19 protein-coding genes and 1 pseudogene are annotated in these 19781 nt (G+C 70.6%); 7 read left to right on the plus strand and 13 right to left on the minus strand.

Annotated features, from left to right (window positions below; all coding sequences use genetic code 11):
• Positions 1-27: 27 nt before the first annotated feature.
• The 3 genes from ACIBBB_RS18780 to ACIBBB_RS18790 are packed head-to-tail and all read right to left on the minus strand — an operon-like array spanning position 28 to position 3608.
• A complete protein-coding gene (locus tag ACIBBB_RS18780) occupies positions 28-1158 on the minus strand; it encodes a FecCD family ABC transporter permease (RefSeq protein WP_398983272.1) in 1131 nt (376 codons plus the stop codon).
• Complete coding sequence (locus tag ACIBBB_RS18785) at positions 1155-2213, minus strand: FecCD family ABC transporter permease (RefSeq protein ID WP_398983274.1); 1059 nt, start codon at positions 2211-2213, stop codon at positions 1155-1157. Before ACIBBB_RS18785 ends, ACIBBB_RS18780 begins: the two co-directional genes overlap by 4 nt.
• A 54-nt stretch (positions 2214-2267) precedes the next feature.
• On the minus strand, positions 2268-3608 hold the full coding sequence (locus tag ACIBBB_RS18790) for a lysine N(6)-hydroxylase/L-ornithine N(5)-oxygenase family protein (protein WP_398983276.1): 1341 nt from the start codon (positions 3606-3608) through the stop codon (positions 2268-2270).
• A 249-nt stretch (positions 3609-3857) separates the two neighbouring features.
• On the opposite strand from ACIBBB_RS18790, the gene ACIBBB_RS18795 reads away from it, so the two are divergent.
• Complete coding sequence (locus ACIBBB_RS18795) at positions 3858-4805, plus strand: methionyl-tRNA formyltransferase (RefSeq protein ID WP_398983278.1); 948 nt, start codon at positions 3858-3860, stop codon at positions 4803-4805.
• Between the two features lie 31 nt (positions 4806-4836).
• Here the strand turns inward: ACIBBB_RS18795 and ACIBBB_RS18800 are convergent, their stop codons facing one another.
• On the minus strand, positions 4837-5205 hold the full coding sequence (locus ACIBBB_RS18800) for a DUF6233 domain-containing protein (RefSeq protein WP_398983280.1): 369 nt from the start codon (positions 5203-5205) through the stop codon (positions 4837-4839).
• Positions 5206-5412: 207 nt separating this feature from the next.
• Between ACIBBB_RS18800 and ACIBBB_RS18805 the strand changes: the two genes are divergently transcribed.
• A complete protein-coding gene (locus tag ACIBBB_RS18805) occupies positions 5413-6291 on the plus strand; it encodes an ABC transporter permease (protein ID WP_398983282.1) in 879 nt (292 codons plus the stop codon).
• Positions 6292-6409: 118 nt separating this feature from the next.
• Here the strand turns inward: ACIBBB_RS18805 and ACIBBB_RS18810 are convergent, their stop codons facing one another.
• From ACIBBB_RS18810 to ACIBBB_RS18820, 3 genes are all read right to left on the minus strand, one after another.
• Positions 6410-7099, minus strand: coding sequence for a M24 family metallopeptidase (locus tag ACIBBB_RS18810; protein ID WP_398983284.1), 690 nt, complete (start codon positions 7097-7099; stop codon positions 6410-6412).
• 97 nt (positions 7100-7196) lie between these two features.
• The gene (locus ACIBBB_RS18815; RefSeq protein ID WP_398983399.1) at positions 7197-7406 is read right to left on the minus strand and encodes a pyridoxine 5'-phosphate oxidase C-terminal domain-containing protein; all 210 of its coding nucleotides are present in this window, start codon (positions 7404-7406) and stop codon (positions 7197-7199) included.
• A complete protein-coding gene (locus tag ACIBBB_RS18820) occupies positions 7385-9430 on the minus strand; it encodes an NAD-binding lipoprotein (protein WP_398983286.1) in 2046 nt (681 codons plus the stop codon). Before ACIBBB_RS18820 ends, ACIBBB_RS18815 begins: the two co-directional genes overlap by 22 nt.
• Positions 9431-9758: 328 nt before the next feature.
• On the opposite strand from ACIBBB_RS18820, the gene ACIBBB_RS18825 reads away from it, so the two are divergent.
• From ACIBBB_RS18825 to ACIBBB_RS18845, 5 genes and pseudogenes are all read left to right on the plus strand, one after another.
• A complete protein-coding gene (locus ACIBBB_RS18825) occupies positions 9759-10202 on the plus strand; it encodes an asparagine synthase-related protein (protein ID WP_398983288.1) in 444 nt (147 codons plus the stop codon).
• A 9-nt stretch (positions 10203-10211) separates the two neighbouring features.
• A complete protein-coding gene (locus ACIBBB_RS18830; protein WP_398983290.1) occupies positions 10212-10484 on the plus strand; it encodes a lasso peptide biosynthesis PqqD family chaperone in 273 nt (90 codons plus the stop codon).
• Positions 10466-10888: a lasso peptide biosynthesis B2 protein gene (locus ACIBBB_RS18835; protein WP_398983292.1), complete on the plus strand. Its 423-nt coding sequence runs from the start codon at positions 10466-10468 to the stop codon at positions 10886-10888. Before ACIBBB_RS18830 ends, ACIBBB_RS18835 begins: the two co-directional genes overlap by 19 nt.
• Positions 10885-11820, plus strand: a complete 936-nt coding sequence (locus ACIBBB_RS18840; protein ID WP_398983295.1) for an ATP-binding cassette domain-containing protein — start codon at positions 10885-10887, stop codon at positions 11818-11820. Before ACIBBB_RS18835 ends, ACIBBB_RS18840 begins: the two co-directional genes overlap by 4 nt.
• Before the next feature lie 125 nt (positions 11821-11945).
• A pseudogene (locus ACIBBB_RS18845) lies at positions 11946-12608 on the plus strand (ABC transporter permease); the annotation flags it as partial.
• A gap of 162 nt (positions 12609-12770) precedes the next feature.
• Here ACIBBB_RS18845 and ACIBBB_RS18850 read toward each other — a convergent pair.
• From ACIBBB_RS18850 to ACIBBB_RS18875, 6 genes are all read right to left on the minus strand, one after another.
• Positions 12771-13448 (minus strand): response regulator, encoded by a 678-nt coding sequence (locus ACIBBB_RS18850; protein ID WP_398983297.1) that lies wholly within the window; start codon positions 13446-13448, stop codon positions 12771-12773.
• Positions 13391-14557 (minus strand): hypothetical protein, encoded by a 1167-nt coding sequence (locus ACIBBB_RS18855; RefSeq protein ID WP_398983299.1) that lies wholly within the window; start codon positions 14555-14557, stop codon positions 13391-13393. Before ACIBBB_RS18855 ends, ACIBBB_RS18850 begins: the two co-directional genes overlap by 58 nt.
• Positions 14554-15759: a sensor histidine kinase gene (locus ACIBBB_RS18860; protein WP_398983301.1), complete on the minus strand. Its 1206-nt coding sequence runs from the start codon at positions 15757-15759 to the stop codon at positions 14554-14556. Before ACIBBB_RS18860 ends, ACIBBB_RS18855 begins: the two co-directional genes overlap by 4 nt.
• Positions 15760-15996: 237 nt before the next feature.
• Positions 15997-16641 (minus strand): dihydrofolate reductase family protein, encoded by a 645-nt coding sequence (locus ACIBBB_RS18865; protein WP_398983303.1) that lies wholly within the window; start codon positions 16639-16641, stop codon positions 15997-15999.
• Positions 16642-16708: 67 nt separating this feature from the next.
• Complete coding sequence (locus ACIBBB_RS18870; protein WP_398983305.1) at positions 16709-18364, minus strand: DHA2 family efflux MFS transporter permease subunit; 1656 nt, start codon at positions 18362-18364, stop codon at positions 16709-16711.
• Positions 18365-18623: 259 nt separating this feature from the next.
• Positions 18624-19763, minus strand: a complete 1140-nt coding sequence (locus ACIBBB_RS18875; RefSeq protein ID WP_398983307.1) for a glutathione-independent formaldehyde dehydrogenase — start codon at positions 19761-19763, stop codon at positions 18624-18626.
• Between the last annotated feature and the right edge of the window lie 18 nt (positions 19764-19781).

Below are 19781 nucleotides of genomic sequence, written 5' to 3' on the forward strand. Positions count from 1 at the left end.
CCTTATTAGGTTTGCCTAACCTTTTTATCATCTATCTGTCTGTCTGAGGTTCGCCCTCACGAGCAGATAGACGAGGAAGGGGCCGCCGATCGCGGCGGTGACCACACCGACCGGGAGCGTGATCGGCAGCGCCGCACGCGCGATCAGGTCCGCACCGATCAGCAGCAACGCGCCCACTAGGCCGGAGGCCATCAACGGCGGTGTCGGGCACCTCATCAGACGCATCGCCACCTGCGGCGCCACCAGCGCGACGAACGCGACCGGGCCCGCCGCGCTCACGCCCACAGCTGCCAGCAGGACGGCGCACAGCAGCAGAACCGCCCGTACGACCGAGTACCGCACCCCCAGTCCCGCGGCGACCTCGTCGCCGAGGTGCATCGGCTTGAACTGGAAGGCGGCGGCCGCGACGACGGCCATGAGGACGACCGTGCACCAGAGCGCCACCCGCACGTCGTCCCACGACCGGTTGTCCAGCGAGCCGACCAGCCACACCTGGGCCCGCGCGACATCCCTGATGTCGGCCTTGACCAGCAGCCAGGTGGTGATCGCCTGCATCACCGCGCTCACCGAGATGCCGATGAGGATGAGCCGGAAGCCGTCGATCCCGCGCCGCCAGGCCAGGAAGTACACCAGGAGTCCGGTGCCGAGGCCGCCCCCGAGCGCCGCCGCGGACATGCCCACGGAGCTGACGACCGCCTCGGTCGTACCGCTCGACACCGTCACCAGGAACACCGCGACCGCGCCGGCGCCCCAGGTGATCCCCAGAATGTCCGGGCTGGCCAGCGGATTGCGCGCGACGGACTGCGTGATCGCCCCGGACATCCCCAGCGCGATTCCGACGACGAGGCCGGCGAGAGCACGCGGCATCCGCAGATCCATGATCACGAACTCGTCGACCTGTTCGCCCCGGCCGAGGATCGTGGCGATCACCCGGGGGAGGCCGATGGGGAAATCGCCGACGCCGATGGACACGCAGAAGACCAGGAAGGTCGCCGCCGCGAGCAGCAGCGTGACCAGCATCATCCAGGGCCGCCATACGAACGACAGTTGGCCGAGGCGCGCGCCCGGAGCCACCGATCGCTTCATGTGCCGCACGTCGGTCCCGGCGTCTTTCGGGCCGTCGGTCCGGGCGCCGGTCCCCGCTTCTGTCCCGCTCATGAGCTCTTGAACTTTCCACGCCACACGAGGCCCGCGAAGAACGGGGCACCGAGGAGGGCGACGACGACGCCCGAGTCCAATTCGCCCGGCCGCACCACCAATCGCCCCACGATGTCACTGACAAGAAGGATCAGGGCTCCGAGTACACCCGCGTACGGCACCAGCCAGCGGTAGTCCGGCCCGGTGAGATAGCGGGCCACATGGGCCACCATGAGCCCGAGAAAAGCGATGGGCCCGCACGCCGCCGTCGCCGCGCCCGCCAGCAGCGTGATGGCGACGATGCCGACGGTCCGGCTCAGCGCGATGTTCACTCCCAGTCCGCGCGCCACGTCGTCGCCGAGGTTGAGCAGGTTGAGAGCGGGGAGCGTGGTCAGCGCCAGCACCAGCCCGACCGCGATGAACGCGGTCACCGGCCAGATGACGCCGAATCCGACACCGGCCACGGAGCCCGAGTTCCAGAACCGCAGCGCGTTCAGCGATTTCTGGTCGGAGAGGGAGATCGCCGTGGTCATCGCCGCGAGGAACACCGTGACCCCCTGTCCCGCCAGCGCGAGCGTCAGCGGGTTGCCGGCCCCCCTGCCGATGCTCGAAAGACCGAACACGACGACACCGGCGACCCCCGCCCCCAGGAAGGCGAACCAGACGTACTGGAAGGGGTCGGTGAACCCGAACAGGGCGATCGCCGTGACCACGGCGAACGAGGCTCCGGCGTTCACCCCGAGCAGGCCCGTGTCCGCGATCGGGTTACGGGTGTACCCCTGGATCAGCGCCCCGCCGACCCCCAGGGCGATGCCCACCACGACCGCGAGGACGGTCCGCGGCACCCTCACGGTGTGCACGATCAGCCTGATCTCGGTGAGCCGCTGGTCGGATTCCGGCGCCGCGAACAGCCCTTGCCACACCTCGGCGGGGCTCAGGGCGCGGGCGCCGACGGCCAGCGAGACCACCCCCACGACCAGGAGGATCGCCAGCAACGTGCCCAGCCCCAGGGCCCGGTGCCGACGGGCCTCTGTTCTCACCTTGGGTATGGGGCGCCCAACCGCAGTCGTGCTCATGTCGCCGTACGCTATCCCTTTGATCTACGAGGAGAGCATGCCCGGTCGGGCCTCTCAGGCCCCACGAGCGGGCTGACGGGCGGTGCCCGGGGCGGACTTGGCCGCGCGGTCGAGCAGCGAGTCCAGGATCTCACCGACCCGGATCGCGGTGTTCGACAGCAGGGACGACGTGATGCCGTGCGTGTGCTCCGTACCGCCCTGGAGATAGATGCCGCAGCTCAGGCCGAGGTCCGTCGCGACGCGGTAGTCGCGCTCGACACGGACACGGCCCTCGTCGTCCCTCAGGCAGCGGTCCGCGACCTCGCCGAGAAGACCGACGGGGTCGGCGGGGCCGTAACCGGTGGCGAACACCACGACGTCGGCGTCCAGGAAGGTCTCCTCGCCCGTGACGAGGGACTTCACCGTGGCACGGGCCTTGTCCGGCGTCTCCTTCACGTCCACCAGCCGGGAGACGTTGATGAAGCGCAACCGCTCCGTCCCGAGGACCTTCTCCCTGTACATCTGCCGGTAGAGGTCGTCGATCAAGTCGATGTCCACCACGGAGTAGTTGGTGTTCCCGTGGTAGCCCATGAGCCGGCCCTTGACGTCCTCGGGAGCGGCGAAGTACTGGTCGACGGCCTCGGGGTCGAAGATCCGATTGGCGAACGCACTGTCGTCGGCGGGGCTGTAGCCGTAACGCGAGAAGACCGCGCAGACCTCGGCCTCGGGGAAGCGGCGGTGCAGGTAGGCGACGTTCTCGGCGGCGCTCTGACCGGCGCCGACGACGACGAAGCGGGACGGCGAGGAGCCCTCCAACTCATCGACCCGCTTGAGCAGTTCGGAGTTGTGCCAGACGCGGTCGCCGCGCTCCACGCCCTCCGGCATCCGGGGACGCAGCCCCGTGCCGATGACGAGGTTGCGGGCGCGGTGGACCACGAGCCCCTCCCCCGACCGGACGGTCACATCCAGATACTCCGTGGTCCCGTCACGGACGACGGGCGCGACGCCGACGACCTCGTGGCCGTAGGAGACCGTGTCGTCCACCTTGGCGGCGGCCCACTCGAAGTAGTCGTGGAACTCGATCCGCAGCGGGAAGAGATTCTTGTGGTTGATGAAGTCGATCAACCGTCCCTTGCTCTGCAAATAGCAGAGGAAGCTGAACTCACTGGTCGGGTTCCTGAGCGTCACCAGGTCCTTCAGGAAGGACACCTGCATGGTCGCGTCGTCGATCAGCATCCCCCGGTGCCAGCCGAAGCGCGGCTGCTGCTCGAAGAAGTGAGCGGTGACCGGCTCCTGCCTGCCGACGCGTGCGTTGTGCTCGCTGACCGCGATCGACATCGCCACATTGGACGGCCCGAAGCCGATGCCTATGAGGTCGTAGACCGGTGCTGCGTCGCCAGGAAGAACCTGTGACATGTCACTCCCATTCATACGGGGGAAGCCGCCTGTCAGGCGTGGGGGTACGTAAGACACACAGAAGGTGGGCACGCCGACGAAGCGATCCCACTCCGAACTTAGGTGAGCCTAAGCTAATCTCGTACGGCTGTCGAGTAGGACGCCGGGCGCCGGCGCCCGCCGACTCGGCGACCGGGCAGGCCAGTTGCGGACTAAGGTAAGCCTTGCTTAACTACCTTCGGTCATTCCCTGCTCTGAGGAGGAACCCCCATGCGGGTCGTCATGTTCGGTTACCAGACCTGGGGCCACCGCACCCTGCGAGCCCTTCTGGACTCCGAGCACGACGTGGTGCTGGTCGTGACGCACCCCAAGAGCGAGCACGCGTACGAGAAGATCTGGAGCGACTCCGTCGCCGACCTCGCCGAGGAGCACGGCGTCCCGGTGCTGATCCGTAACCGCCCTGACGACGAGGAGCTGTTCGAACGCCTCAAGGCGGCCGACCCGGACATCATCGTGGCCAACAACTGGCGGACCTGGATCCCCCCGCGGATCTTCGGCCTGCCGCGCCACGGCACCCTGAACATCCACGACTCACTGCTGCCGAAGTACGCCGGCTTCTCCCCGCTCATCTGGGCCCTGATCAACGGCGAGCCCGAAGTGGGCGTCACCGCGCACATGATGGACGACGAACTCGACGCCGGCGACATCGTCCGGCAGGAGGCGGTTCCGGTCGGGCCGAAGGACACCGCGACCGACCTCTTCCACAAGACCGTCGACCTCATCGCACCGGTCACCATCGGCGCACTCGGCCTCATCGCGGCCGGGCAGACGGAGTTCACCAAGCAGGACCGCTCCCGGGCGACCTTCTTCCACAAGCGGTCCGTCGAGGACATCCGCATCGACTGGACCTGGCCGGCGGAAGACCTCGAACGCCTGGTCCGCGCCCAGTCGGAGCCGTACCCGAGCGCCTTCGCCTTTTACAAGGGCGAGCGGCTCGAAGTCCTCGCCGCGGTGGTGTCCGAGGGCCGCTACGGCGGTACGCCGGGCCGCGTCTTCTACCGCGAGGGCGAGGGCGTGGTGATAGTCGCCGGAGCCGATGCCCGCACGGGGCGCAACCACGGTCTGGCGATCACGCGCGTACGCACGGAGGACGGCCGGGAGCTGCCCGCGACGGAGTACTTCACCACCATGGGCGGCTATCTGACGAGCCGCCCCTGACACGTACGGCCTCCCGGACCGGCCGGGGCCCTCACGGCAGCCCGAGGGTGATGTCCGGCCGGCACACCTCGCACACCGTCAGGCCACCGCGGGTGAGGGCATCGATCGCCTGCTCTCGGCTGATCGTCCGGGCCACCGCGCCGAGGGTGCTGCGTACGGCGAAGCACTTCGGGTCTTGGTGGACAGCCCGGAAGGCACGCTTCCCGCCGTCGAGCGTCCACTCCGGCGACGGCGAGCCCGCTTCGGGGGCGGTCCTGACGGCGGCCTTGTCGGCGCGTTCCTCGGCGCGTCCCTCGACCCGTTCCTCGGCGCGCTCGATCCAGCGCCTGGTCTGGGCGAGTTGCTGGAGCTGGACGCGTTCGAGGAAGCGCAGCATCTCCATACGTTCCGGATCGCTCACACGTTCGATTCTACGGGCCGGGAGTCCGGAGGTCGCGCACCGCCGATCACACCCCCACCGAAAAGGCACATAAGCTGCCACCGCGCCGCCCGTCGCGGGCCGTCCAAGGAGGAATCCTGTGTCAGCACGACTTCGCCACCCGCAGGGTCAGGGTTGACCTCGGCCTCGCCGTGGGGCCGGACAGAGCGCTCGGAAGGGACAGAAGGATTGCTGGCGAGTGGCGCGTCTCTCCTGCCCGTCAACCCCACCTTGGGCGTGCTGCTCGCGGTACTTCTCGTTGTCGCGGCCGGAGCGGCGGCCCTCTTCCGGCTGGCACCGGACTCCGGCACGGGACGGTCGCGCCAGATTCTGACGGCGGGTCTACGCGCCACCGTTCAACTGGCCGTTGTCTCCGCACTCATCACATGGGTGATCCACCACGCGGTGGCCACGGTGGCATTCATCCTGCTGATGTTCGCTGTCGCCGTCCGTACGGCCGGGCGCCGCATCACCACCGACGAGACGTGGTGGAAGACAGCCGCGCCCATCGCCGCCGGGGTGGCGCCGGTGGTGGGTGCCCTGCTGCTCACCGGCCTGGTACCGGTCAAGGGCATTGCCCTGATCCCGATCACCGGCATCCTCATCGGCGGCGCCCTGACCGCCACGGTCCTGGCCGGCCGCCGGGCGCTGGACGAACTGGAGCTGCGTCACGGCGAGGTGGAGGCGGGCATGGCGCTCGGTCTCCTGGAGCGGGAAGCCCGAATGGAGGTCGCTCGCCCGGCAGCCTCCGATGCGCTCCTCCCGGGCCTCGACCAGACTCGGACCGTCGGACTGGTCACCCTGCCCGGTGCCTTCGTCGGCATGCTCCTGGGCGGTGCGGACCCGCTGTCGGCCGGGGCGGTTCAGCTCTTCGTCCTGATCGCGCTGATGGCGATCCAGGCCGTGGCGGTAGCCGTCACCGTGGAGCTGGTCACCCGGGGTCAGCTCCACCGTCCGGGCAGAGGTTCCGGAGGCACGGCCGAGCGCACCGGGCGGCTGGATCGCCTCACCGGCTCCGTCAAGGCCGTCCTCACCCGCCACCGGTCGCGTCGCCGCGCACCGCGTTAGCGCCGGGCCGCGAGCCCCCCGAGTCGTTCTTCGACCTCGCCACTCTGTCGCGGCCCTCGCTCGAATCGACCCGCGGCGGGAATCCGCGTCGGGCCGGTCCGTCGCCTTGGTGGACGTCTCAGCCGAGGTCGAGGAGCTCTTCGTAGAAGCCGCCGAAGCCCCGCTCGCGGTCCACGAGGTGGATCTCAAGGATCCAGTGGCAGACGCGTCCGGCGCGGTCGGGGCGTCGCAGCCGGGTTTCGTTGCCGGGCGCGATGTACGACTCGATGTCGGCGCCGTCGATCTTCTCGTGCGGGAACTCCCCCACCGGATGCCCGGCGTGCCAGCCACCCAGCTCCCAGCCTCGTTCGGCGGCCAGCCGGGCGATCTCGGCGTACAGAAAGGCGCCGGTGATGTCCGGGTCGGCGTCGAAGGCGCGGCGTCCGGCGGCGAAGACCTCGGGCAGGTCGTCACGGAGCCGGTGCTTGACGGGATCGTCGCCGAGGACGAACGTACGCCCGAAGTCGGCCTCCCACTCGTCGAAGATCGGGCCGAAGTCGGCGAAGGCGATGTCGTCCTGGCCGATGGTCCGGTCCGGCGGGTTCTCCCGGTACGGGTGGAGGGTGTTGGGTCCGGAGCGGACGATGCGCTTGTGCCAGTGACGGGTCGGACCGAACAGTTCGTTGGCCAGGTCGCGGATCCGGTCGCTGACCGCCTGCTCCTCGACGCCCGGTGCGACCAGGCCGCGCGACTCGATCTCGGCGAAGAGCTCGGCCGCCTTGGCCTGGGCGTCCAGCAGGCGCTCGGCGCGGGTCGTCTCTTCGGTCATCTGTCCCCCTTGTGCTGAGTTCTGAGTTCTGACGTGCTGAGTTCTGAGTGCTGCTCGCTGCGTCCTGCGTCGCGTGTTCTTCGTGGTGTGTCGTGCCTCAGGGCTGAAGGCGCTGCCAGGACCAGGCAGCCAGGGCGTCCGTACGGTCGTAGCGTAGGCGCCGGTGCAGACGGTCCGGGCTGCCGTACCAGAACTTCAGGCTCTCCGGCAGCAGTCGGTAACCCGTCCAGTCGTCCGGGCGCCTGATCGCGTCCGTGTCGCCCAGCAGGGCGCCGGCCCGGTGCCTCAGGGCGGCATCGTCGTCCAGGGGGCGGCTCTGCCGGGAGGCCGCGGAGGCGGCACGGGCGGCGCAGGGGCGGGCGGCGGTTCCGTCACTTCCGGCGCGTCCGGCGCGTCGATCGCTTCCGTCGTGACCACGACCACCTGGTCCTCGGCGCTCCACTCGCGCCGCTCGCCCTTGTGGGGGTTGAGCCGGACACCGTGGTCGGGCGCCGTCGTGCGTCGGTCGGCACGGCGGTAGCCGATGGCGCATTCGCCCCGGTCGCGCGCGGCGGCCACGACCGTGGCGAACGTGGCCTCGCTGCCCGGCCGGACATAACCCCCGGCGGGCCGCAGACAGATCGTGCTGCCGTCGGCCGAGAACAGCTCGTCGAACACGCTCGCCAGATGCCGGTTCTGCGCGATCTGTGCCATGAGCAGTCCGGTCAGCTCACCGCTGACGATGACGTCCGAGCCGGGGTTGACCGGTGCAAGGGGCCGGTTGCGGTCGTCGATGAGCTCGCTGACCACCCGTAACTCCCGCCCCCCTGTGCGTTCTTGCGCCAGCCGCAGGGCCAGCAGGGTGACCAGTGTCCAGTCGTCGGGGCGGTCCGGGCCGTCGCCCGGATCGGGTCCGAGGACGATCAGGCCGTCGTACGGGGCGAGGTCCGGCCCGAGCAGGGTCTCCGGATGCGACAGGGGCGCGGACCGGAACCGTACGGTCAGCCGGACACCGGAAGCCGCACCCGGCGCTGACTCCCGCAGCAACTCCGGCTCCGGCTCGCGCGGTCCGGGCACGGGCCTGTCCGTCACCACCTCCAGGACGGAACCCGGCCGGGCCGTACGCCGTAACTGCCCCACCACCAGCGGCGCTCGCCGGTTCCAGCCGAGCATCAGCAGGCGCGCGGCGCCCTCCCGCGGGGGCCGGTCCGTGGCCATCACCGACGCGTCGACAAGGTGCAGGCAATCCTCCGGCAGGGCCGTACCGTCGTCGCGGGTGAGGACGATCAGCCGGCTCCCCGGCGCGACGACCGTGTCGGTCGGCGGATTGAGCAGCGTACGTCCCTGAGCGGTGAGCAGCCCGATCACACAGGAGCCGGCGTGACCGAGCAGTGTCGCGCCGAAGGGGCGGCCGTGGAACGCGGTCGCGTCGGCGAGGTGGAACTCGTCCCCGGCGAAGTCGAGCAGGTCGCGCAGGACGAGAGAGAGGCCGGGGCGGCCGACGCACTGCGCGATCAGCCGCGCCGTGACCGTGTCGGTCTCCAAAACCGTGCCGAGCGGTCCGGCCGCCATCCGCGCCGCCGCGAGGTACCGGTCGTCCCGTACGGCCGCCAGCACCGGCGGCCCGGCCAACCCCTCGCCGACGACCGCCCGCAGCGAGAGCAGTGTCCGCAGGACCTCGGCGTCCGCCCCCGGCTCCCCGGTGGGCAGCACCAGCACAGTGCTCGCCGTCCCCGGGCTGACCAGCGCGAGTACCGCGGGGTCGCTCGCGGGGCCACTGCGGCAGATGAGCCGGGCACGTCCACCCGGACCGATCCGAGCCGCCAGCGCCCGCTCCATCTCGGTCTTGTCCCGGTCCGAGAGCACGACGACCGCCCGTGGCCGGTGCGCCGCCTGGGCGGCGACCAACTCGCCCACCACCGTGCCGACTTGGTCCGACCAGCCCAGGACGACGACATGCCCCTGTTCCAGGACCGTCGACCGCCCACGGCTCAGCTCGGCCATCCGCTCGGCCAGGCTGTTGGTGATCACCCCGATCAGGGTCGACACACACAGCAGGGCGACCAGCCCGAGGAGGGCGGACAGCACCATACGCGGCGGCGTACCGGTCATCGCACCCAGGCGCAGCGTCTCCGCGCTGGTCCGCCACGCCGCCGTCAGCCGGCCCGACACCGAGCGCGGCGAGCCGGGATCCGTCCACACCAGCACCACGCTCACCGGCACCACGACGGCCAGGCAGGTGATCACCAGCCAGCCCATCAGCGTGCCGGTGCTGCGGGCCAGCGTGCGGTCGAACCGGTAACTCGCCCGGTCCCGCAAAGAGACCGGCCGCCGCCCCTTCCCTCGTCCCACCCCCGCCCCCCTCCCCCATGCCTCGCACAGCGGGCCGTGCGCTGGTCAGCCCCCCACCGCACAGTGCCGCCTCCGCCAAGGGAACACGCCGTATTCAGAAGCCGGTTCACCCTTACGGGCGGGCGCCCATCGCTGTCGGCGGAGCTGACGCGTCCCCGGACGTGCGCCTTGAGAAGGCGGTGACGTCGAAAGCGGGGTGGAAACGGCCTGGTCATGTCCGGCGACGGGCGATCAACTGCCCCTGTTTCAGGGTGTGTTACTGGCCGGACGACGAGATCGTGTCCGTCTCCGCCGGCCCGCGCCGATCAACCGGGTCAACGGCACGGTCATGCGCCGCAATTCACGTATCGGCGCGCAGTCGGGCGTCACCTTCCACGCCCCTTACACCGACGACCGGGTGCTGGAGGCCGTCCTGTCCGTGCGCCTGGCCGATCGCGTGGCTCCGGGTCTCCTCAAGCCCGTGCTCGCGCGGGCGCTGGACGGAGTGGTGCCGGCCGGAATCCTGCGCCGCACGGGCAAGGACGACGCCAGCCCCGTCCTGTACGCGGGACTGCGCCGGCGCCGCGGCGAGCTGTTCGACTTCGCCGCGGACACGCACCTGGCGCGGATGGGCCTGATCGACACGGCGGCGCTGCGCCGCATGCTCATCGGCACCCATGCCGACACCCGGCCGCTGATGCCCTTCGACCCCACCCTCGCCTGCGAGTTGTGGCTGCGAGCCGTGTCCTCCGCGGACACGACCACCCCGGCTCCCACGTCCCGAACCACGTAAGGAAGAACGATGACCTTCGCCTTGGTGCCCGGGGTGTCCGTCGCCGACACCGAGAACGGCACGGTGCTGCTCGACGAACGCAACGGCCGTTACTGGATGCTGAATCGCACCGGCGCCGTGGTACTGCGCTGCCTGCTGGACGGTGAGTCGCCGGAGGAGACCGCCCATACGCCGCTGCGGCGCTTCCCCGACGCCGCCGACCAAGCCACCGCCCATGTGGACAGCCTGCTCGACGCCCTGCGCACGGCCAAGGTGATCGCGCCGTGGGCGGCGGGACCCTGAGCCTCGAGTCGGCCGACGCACCGCCGTGGCACCTGCGCCCACCGGCCCTGCTCGCCGCGGGCCTGGCACGCCTGCTGACCCGGCTGTCGCCTGCCAGGCTGCGCCGGATCCTGGCGTTCGTGAACCGGGGCGCACGTTCGGCGAGCGCGGCACAGGCGCTGCGGGCGCGCAACGCGGTGGTGTACGTGAGCCTGGCCTGCGCGGGCCCGCGCTGTCTGCAACGGTCCATCGCCACCGCGCTGTTGTGCCGTCTGGGCGGCACCTGGCCCCAGTGGTGCACCGGCGTGGTCACCGAGCCCTTCGCGGCACACGCCTGGGTGGCGGTGGACGGCGAGCCCGTCGGCGAGGACGCAGGCCACGTCCGCGCCTTCCACGTCATCATGTCCGTACCACCGCGCCGGTGAACGCCGGCGAGCCCGCGGCGATCCGCACGCGCGGTCTGCGGCGTGTCTACGGCGACGCCGTGGCGGTGCACGGCCTGGACCTGACGGTCGCCGAGGGGGAGAACCTCGGCTTCCTCGGCCCCAACGGCGCCGGCAAGTCCACGACCATCAGCATGCTGTCCACGCTGCTGCGCCCGAGCGCGGGAGAGGCGGCCGTGGCCGGGATGGATGTCGCGCGCCGGCCGGACGAGGTCAGGCGGAGGATCGGCGTCGTCTTCCAGGAGCCGACCGTCGACCGGGAGCTGACGGGGTGGCAGAACCTCCGTTTCCACGCCCGTCTGCACGGGATGTCCCGGCGCGACGTGCAGGCGCAGGCGCGGACCTTGCTGGAGATGGTGGGGCTGGCCGACCGGCGCGACGCGATGGTCGGCACGTACTCCGGCGGCATGCAGCGTCGGCTCGAAGTGGCCCGGGCCCTGATGCACCGGCCGCGGGTGCTGTTCCTCGACGAGCCGACGACCGGACTCGACCCGCAGAGCCGGGCCCAGGTCTGGCAGAAACTGCACGAGCTCGGCCGGCAGGAGGGAGTCACCGTCTTTCTGACCACCCACTATCTGGAGGAGGCCGAGAACTGTGACCGGATCGCCGTGATGGACCACGGCCGTCTCGTCGCTCAGGGGACGCCGCACGAGCTCAAGTCGGCGATCGGCGCCGATGTCGTCCATCTGCGGACGGACGACGACGGGAAAACGGCCCAGGCCGTCCGCGAACTGTTCGGTCTGGACGCCGAGGCCGGTCCGGACGGCGTGCGGATCATGACTGCGGACGGGGCGCGTTGGGTGCCGCGGCTGTGTGCCCGGCCGACCACGGGCGTCACATCGGTGACGGTCACGAGGCCGAGCCTGGACGATGTCTTCCTGCACCACACCGGCCGTTCCATGCGGAATCCGTGAGAAGAAGAGAAAAGGGAGCCGACGTGCTGGAGTCCACCGCGGAGCGTCCCGGCCGGCTCACGACGCGACCGACCGGCCGGCGCACAGCCGAGCTGACCGCGCTGCTGGCGCTGGTGCGACGGGAGATGACCCGGCTGGTCGCGAGTCCCGCCCAGGCGGGGCTGACGCTGCTGAATCCCCTGCTCTACTTCGTGGTGCTCGGAACCGGCCTCAGTGGCATGGTCGGGTCCGAGTCCGGCACCGGGGACTACATGACGTACGTCTACCCCGGGATCCTGATGATGGCCGTGCAGATGCCCGCGCTGAACGCGGGGATGTCCATCGTCCGCGACCGCGAGACGGGGCTGCTGCGCGCCGTGCTGGTCGCGCCGGTCCGGCGGGACACCTTTCTGGTCGGCAAGTGTCTGGGCAGCGCGGCGACCGCGCAGGGCGGACTGCTGCTCGCCTTCGCCGGATTCGCCGGTCTGCCGTACGACCCGCTGTTGCTGCTCGCGTTGCTCGGGGAGCTGGCGCTGGTGGCGTTCACCCTGACCGCGTTCGTGACCCTGGCGGCCGTCTGCATCACCCGGATCGAGACGTTCCAGTCCGCGCTCGGCGTGACCATGCTGCCGCTGTTCTTCCTGTCGGGCGCGATGTTCTCGGTGGCCGGTCTGCCGTGGTGGCTGGCCGCGCTGAGGCTCGTCAACCCGCTGACCTACGCGGTGGACGCGCTGCGCCAGACCGTGGCCTGGGCCGCACCGAGCGGCGCGCTCCCACCCGGGCCCGACTGGGGCGGCTGGGCACCGCCGCCGGCGGTCGAACTGGTGGTGATGTGTGCGCTCGGCCTCGCCGCCCTCGCCGTCGCGGCGCGCCTCTTCTCCCGCGCCGCTGAGCGGGAGGCGGGAGGTGGGCGGGGCGGGGGCTGCGGGCGCGGGCGGCCGGGAACGGCGGCGCGCGACGGCGGGCGGGGATCACATCGGCGGCGGCGTCCCCAGGGTGGAGTCCGCCACCTCGGCGGGGGTGACCAGGCCGTCCTCGATCGCGCGGGCCAGCATGTCCGCCTTCGTCGGTGCGGCCCTGCCGACCTGGGCGTACTTGACCCGGGCCCGTCTGATGTACATGTCCACGGTGTGCACGGACACGCCCATGCGGCGGGCCACCGACGCCTTGGACATGGACTGGAACCACCACAGCAGCGACGTCCGTTCCTGATCCGACAGCCGGGGACCCACCGGGCTGCGGTCGGACACCAGGACGCCGGCGGTGGTCGGGGGCACGTAGGGCCGGTCGGCCGCGGCGGCGCGCACCGCGTGGAGCAGGTGCGCCTGGCCCTCGCTCTTGGTGACGAATCCACTGGCGCCCATGTCCAGCACGTCCATCACCAGCGATTCGTCGGTGAACTGCGAGAAGACGACGATCCGTTGACCGGCCGCGGCGAGCTCCCCGATGTCGGGAAGCACCAACCGCCCATTGAGGTTGAGGTCCACGATCAGGACGTCCGCCGCGCCGGAGCGAAGGTCCTCCACGGTCTCGCCGGTGTGTCTGACGCGTATGCTCGGCTCCTCGGCCAGCCAGCTCCGGACGCCGTCGATCACCACCGGGTGATCGTCGATGATGCCGACGTCGAACGCGGTCCGGGGACGCGCCATCGGGACTCCAGCCACAGCAGGTTCTCCTTCTCGTCGAACATCAACGATGTGTCGGTCGAACCGGACATGCGCAGCGCGACGGGCGCCGCGGCGTCCGCCACCACGCTCACCGTGACCTCGCCGGCCGTCGCGACGACGGTCACCCTGGCGCTGACCTCCGCCGAGGCCAGCGCCAGCAGCGGCCCCTCGGTCAGCCGCCGGCGAACCGCCACGGGAACGTCGGGCAGTTCCCCGTAGCAGACGAACGTGACGTCCACGTCCCGGCGATCGGCGACATCGGCGCAGGCCCGGAGTTCGTGCAGCAGGGGATGGGCCGCGTCCTCCGTCTCGGCGAACAGCCTGCGCAGCCGCGCCGCCTCGATCGCGCTCGACCTCCGTACGGCGTCGTCACCCGGGTGCGCCCGCCCCTCGGCGAGGTCGCGGAGCAGTGGTGCGATCCGGTCACGCATGTAGTGGTAACGCCGCCACCGCTCGGCGTGCCTCGTGTCCTCGGCCGCCTGGCGCGCCAGGCGGTCCGCGTGCGCCCGCGCCGCGCGCGTGGTGAGTCGGGCGGCGTAGTGCAACTGCCGTGCGAGCAGGGCGAAGGCGAGCTGAATGCCGGCCGTGGTGTAGGACTGGGTGATCAGCCGGCTCCAGGCGACCCGGGTGTCGAGACCGCCGCTCACTCCGAGCGCGACCGCCGTCATCGCGACGGTGCAGCTCAACAGGGCGACCAACTCGTGGATCGGGCGCTGCATCAGCAGCAGTACGCCGAACCAGCCGACCGTGTTCGCCGCCCAGCTGGTGTCGCTGATCGCCGCGCCCCGCGGATACGTCATGACGGCGACGACGCCGGCCGACAGGGCGACGAACGCCAGCGCCGGGGCCGCCCGGCCGCGCAGCGCGGACCGCAGCAGCAGCGTGGAGCCGATCAGCTGTACGGCGGAGAGCACCAGCCAGGCCGCGAGGGCCGCCCACGCCGGCTCGTACCGCGACCAGCCGCGCATCAGGATCAGGGTGTCGTAGCCGAAGTGCCAGATGACCACGATGACGACCACCACGACGCTGATCACCCGGGTGTAGCGGGCCGCGACCAACTCCCCTCGTGGAGTGCCCACTTCGCTGTTCACAGGGGCCACCGCAGCGTGACGCGGGCCCCGTCGCCCGGCCGCGTCTCGATCCGCGCGTCACCGCCCACCGCCGTCATCCGGCCCACGATCGACTCCCGCAGTCCTCTGCGGTGTTCGGGTACGGCCGCGAGGTCGAAGCCGCGGCCCCGGTCGAGCACGTCGACCACGACCCCGACGCCGACCTTCTCGGCGCGCACCTGGGCCTCCGTGGTGCCGGCGTGCCGGACGACGTTCGTCAGGGCCTCCGCGACGGCGTCGGCGAGCGCGGTCACGACCGGGTGGGGAAGCAGCACCGGCACGAGCCCGAACTCCACGGTCGGGGCGGGCAGTCCGGGGCGCGGCGTCGAGGCCGCGGCGCGCAGGGCCACATCGAGCGGGGCCAGGGGCGCGGGGCCGGCGGGCGTGCCGTCCGCGGTCGCCAGACCGTCGATCACGTGGAGGTCGGCCAGGGCGCGGCGACGCAGGGCCTCGGAGCGATCGGCGATCGCGCCGGTGCTCACCATGGTGAGTGTGGCGAGCACGGTGTCGTGCAGTCGCCGCTGATGGTCGCGTTCGTCCGCTCGGGCAGCCGCCCTGGCCCGCTCGTTCGCCTGCGCCACGGCCTTGGCCGCCAGCGCGGAGTCCGCCGAGCGGGCGGCGCGGCGCAGCAGGATGAACGTTCCCGCGCTCAGGATGCCTTGGAGCACGAGCACGACGGGCGCCTCCCGAAGGCCCGGGACGCCGACCGTGTAGGCCACGGTGATCACGACGGTCGCCAGGAGCCCGTGGGGCTGGCGCAGATAGAACTGCGCGTTGAGCACGGTCACGCTGGCCAGGAGGTCGATCCACCCGGTTCCAGCCGTCGCCGTCAGGACCGAGGCGGGCACCAGCTGACCGTGGAGCAGACAGAGCACGGCGCAGATCGCGACGTCCGTCACGCCGAGCCGGAAGGTGGGCCCCCGGCGAAGCAAGGAGACGCCGAACGAGCCGGCCCAGACCAGTACTCCGGCGACGGAGAGCAGCACCCACAGGGGGTTCGCGGCCGACGCCAGCCCGAGCAGTGCGACGACCGCGGCCACCGCCGCGCTGGACACCCGCAGGACCACGATGATCAGCAGGGCCTGCCGCTCCAGGCTGGCCATGGCGGGACCGGCGGCGGGGGCGTCACTGTGCCCCCACACCGACGCCGAGGCATGCCCGGCGGGCCCGCGTACCTCCGACATCAGCCCTTCGCCCCCGAAAGTGGGGGCTGGTCAACCCCCGTGACGACGATACGGGGGCGGGTGCGCCAGTGGAAGCGTTCTGTGACGACAGGGGTGACTGGGGGTCCCGGGACAGTGCGAGACGACCGTCGGCACGGGGCGCCGGCCCGTCCGAGCGGCCGGACGATGGGTGAGCGCCGCCGCGGGCGGCCCGGCGTGCGCCACCGCCCGCGGCGCGAATCGGCGGTCGGCCTCAGGTCACTTTCGCCAGAACAGGTGGTGCGTCACTCCGCTCGGGCTGGGCACGGCCTCCAGGTGGAAGCGGTCGAGAAGTTCGTCCGGTGACTCCCAGAGCCGTACGCCGGAACCGAGCTTCACCGGCGAGACCGCCACATGCATGGTGTCGACAAGGCCGGCGTCGAGGAACTCCCGGATGGTGGTGGCCCCACCGCCGAGCCGGACGTCCTTGCCCTGCGCCGCTTCTCGCGCCTGCGCGAGAACCGTGGCCGGGTCGCTGTCGACGAAGTGGAACGTGGTGTCGGAGAGAGTGAACGAAGGACGCTTGTGGTGGGTCATGACGAACACCGGCGTACGGAACGGGGGCTCGTCACCCCACCAGCCGCGCCACTCGTGGTCCTGCCACGGCCCGCGCTGGGGCCCGAACTTGTTACGGCCCATGATCTCGGCGCCGATGTTGCGGGCGTAGTCCCGCGTGACGTAGTCGTCAAGGCCCCGGCTCCCCCCGGGGGCTGTCCGCATCGGCCAGCTCGCCGTGGCGCCCGCCCAGGCGAACAGCCTCCCTGGCTCGACATGACCGAACGGTCTTTCGAGGGTCTGATCCTCACCGGCGGCGATTCCGTCACTCGAAACGCTGAAGTTCTGGACTCTCAACAGCTGAACCACGTCTTCCTCCTGTAATGGCGACAACAGTGGTGAGACTCCCCGGGTCGACGAAACTCATCGCGGCCCCCTACGCGCCGTCCGAAGGCTGCTGGGCGAAGTCCTTGGTGCGGATCGTGGCGAAGGAGATCACACCCGCGGCGAGGGCGATGATCCCACCGACCAGGAGGATCTCGTTGAGGCCCGAGGTGAAGGCCGCCGCGGTGAGCTGTTTGACCGGGGCGCGGACCTCGGCCGGGAGGGAGCCGAGAACCTGGGTGACCGTTCCCGATTCGACAGCGGTGGTGATCCGCGGGGCGAGGTCGCTGAGGCCCGGGATGGCGCCGATGTGGTCGGTCACATAGGACTTGATCTTGCTGGAGAACAGGGTGCCGAGCAGCGCGATGCCGGTGGCGATGCCGATCTGACGGAACGTCGAGTTGATGCCTGAGGCCATACCGGCGTGTGCGGGCTGGACGACCCCGACCGCGGTCGACGCCAACGGTGGATTGACCAGGCCGACACCGGCGCCGGACATGATCATGCCGGGGATCAGATGGGTCCACTCGCTCGAGGCGTCGAGACCACGCATCCACAGCAGCCCGCCGCCGATCAGCAGCAGCCCGGGGCCGATCAGGTACCGCACCGGCATCCTTGAGGAGAGCCGTCCCGACACCGTGGACACCACGAGGATGCCGGCGGAGATCAGCAACAGCCGTACGCCCGCGCCCAGTGCGCTGAATCCGAGTACGTCCTGGAGATAGAGCACGAGGTAGAGCAGCATCGACAGGATCGAGGCGCTGAGGCCGAAGGCCGCCACCAGGCCGCCGGTGAAGGTCGGCTTCCGGAAGAGCGACAGGTCGAACATCGGCTGCCTGGTCCGCAACTCGACCGCCACGAAGGCGGACATCAACACGACCGCCGCGGTCAGGCACCCGATGACGACGGAGTCGGAGAACGAATCGTGACTGGACTTGATGAGCGCGTACACCAGACTCGACAGGGAGGCGGTGAAGAGTACGAAGCCCGGCCAGTCGGGGTGGCGGGCCCCCGGCTGGCGGGACTCGGCGACTTTGATCACGGTGATCACGACGGCGATCACGCCGATGGGCAGGTTGACGTAGAAGATCCACTCCCAGGACAGACCCGTGGTGAGCGCACCGCCGAGCAGCGGTCCGATGGCCACCGCCAGCCCGGTGATCGTGCCCCAGATCCCGAAGGCGACCCCGCGGTCCTTGCCCCGGAAGGCGTCAGCCAGCAGAGCGAGTGAGACCGAGAACATGATGGAGCCGCCGATTCCCTGAAGTCCCCGGGACAGTTGCAGCATCAGTGAACCGTCGGAGAGCCCGCAGAGCAGCGACGCGAGACTGAAGATCGACAGTCCGACCAGATAGAGCTTCCTGCGGCCGTACATGTCGGCGAGGCTGCCCGCGGTGAGCAGCAGCGCGGCCAGCGTGAGGGAGTAGGCGTCGACGACCCACTGGAGGTCGGAGAAACTGGCGTGCAGGGACCGCTGGATGTCGGGCAGGGCCACGTTCACGATGGTGATGTCCAGCAGCAGCATGAACGTGCCCAGGCAGACGGCGGTCAGCGTCCACCACTTGTTCGGCGTGGGTGGCTTGCGGCCCGCCCGCGCCGGGCCGTGTGGAGCGCCCCCGGAGGTGTGGGCCGCGTCGGAGCGGTCCGGTTCGGAGCGGTCCGGTTCGGAGCGGTCCGGTTCGGACGCGTCGGGCTCGCTGCCAGCCATGCGCGCTCCTCTTTTCTTGCCGGTCGGGCATATCGGTCGAACCGACTATCTCCTTCTCATGAGCTCCGACCGTCTCTCACTGTGCGGGCCAGTCGAGCGAAACCTGGCATACGGCCTTCCGCCAACTGGCCGGGCCAGAGGCCCACGACCGCCCGTACCCCCGCGAGGCCCACGACCGCCCGTACCCCCGCGAGGTCCGCGTCCGGCCGGGCCGGGCGCGGAAACCTCGCGGGGGTGTCGGGCGTGGCGGGTGTGCGGGTCAGCCCTGCTGGGGGTGGAGGAGCACCTTGGAGTAGCCGGGCTCGCGCTTGTCGAAGCGGGCGTACGCGTCGGGCGCCGACATCAGGGGCAGTTCCTGGGAGACCACGAAGCTCGGCTTCGCCCTGCCCGCGATGATCATGTCGCGCAGCTGGTGGGCGTAACGCTTGGCGTCGGCCTGGCCGGTGCCCATGCGCAGGCCCTTCTCGAAGAACTTGCCGATGTTGAAGAGCAGATACCCCTTCGCCGCGTCCTGGTCGGGCGCGCCGGGGTCGGTGGGCACGTACAGTCCGACCGTGCCGATCGAGCCCGTCGGGCGGACCGTTTCCACGAGCTGGTTGAGCACCAGAGCCGGCTGCTCGTGCCCTGCGGGCACCGTGGCCTGATAGCCGACGGCGTCGATGCCCCGGTCGACGCCCACATCGCCGACCGCGTCCCTGATCTGCTGGGCCGGGTCGTCCACGGAGAAGTCGATCGGCGTGGCGCCCATCTGCTTGACGAGGTCCAGGCGGTCCTTCACGCGGTCGACGACGAATACCCGGGCGGCGCCCTTGAGCATCGCCGCGTAGGCCGCCATCAGGCCGACGGGGCCGGCTCCGTAGACCGCGACGGTCTCTCCGGGCCGGACGCCCGCGAGCTCCGTGGCGTGGTAGCCGGTGGAGAAGATGTCGGCCAGCAGTGCGAAGTCGGCTTCGTGCTCCTCGCCGGGCGGCAGGGGCACGCAGTTGAAGTCCGCGTACGGTACCCGCAGGTATTCGGCCTGGCCACCGCGGTACGGGCCCATCGCCACGTATCCGTAGGCACCTCCGGCGAACCCCGGGTTGACCGTCTCGCAGAACGCCGTCTTGCCGGCCCGGCAGGTACGGCAGAAGCCGCACGCGACGTTGAACGGGATGACCACCCGCTGTCCGGGCTTCAGGCTGGTGACGCCCTCGCCCACCTCCTCGATGATGCCGAGGTTCTCGTGGCCGAACACCAGGCCGGACTCGGCGGCCGTACGCCCCTCGTACATATGCAGGTCGGACCCGCATATACAGGTGGTCGTCACCCGCAGCACCACGTCCTGCGGAGCCTCGATGCGGGGCTTCTCCACCTCGTCGACCGAGACCTCGTACGGGCCGTGGAAAACTACTGCCTTCATGATGGTGTTCTCCCCTCT

Origin of the sequence: Streptomyces sp. NPDC051217 (assembly GCF_044455465.1) — a bacterium.
Lineage (GTDB): Bacteria > Actinomycetota > Actinomycetes > Streptomycetales > Streptomycetaceae > Streptomyces.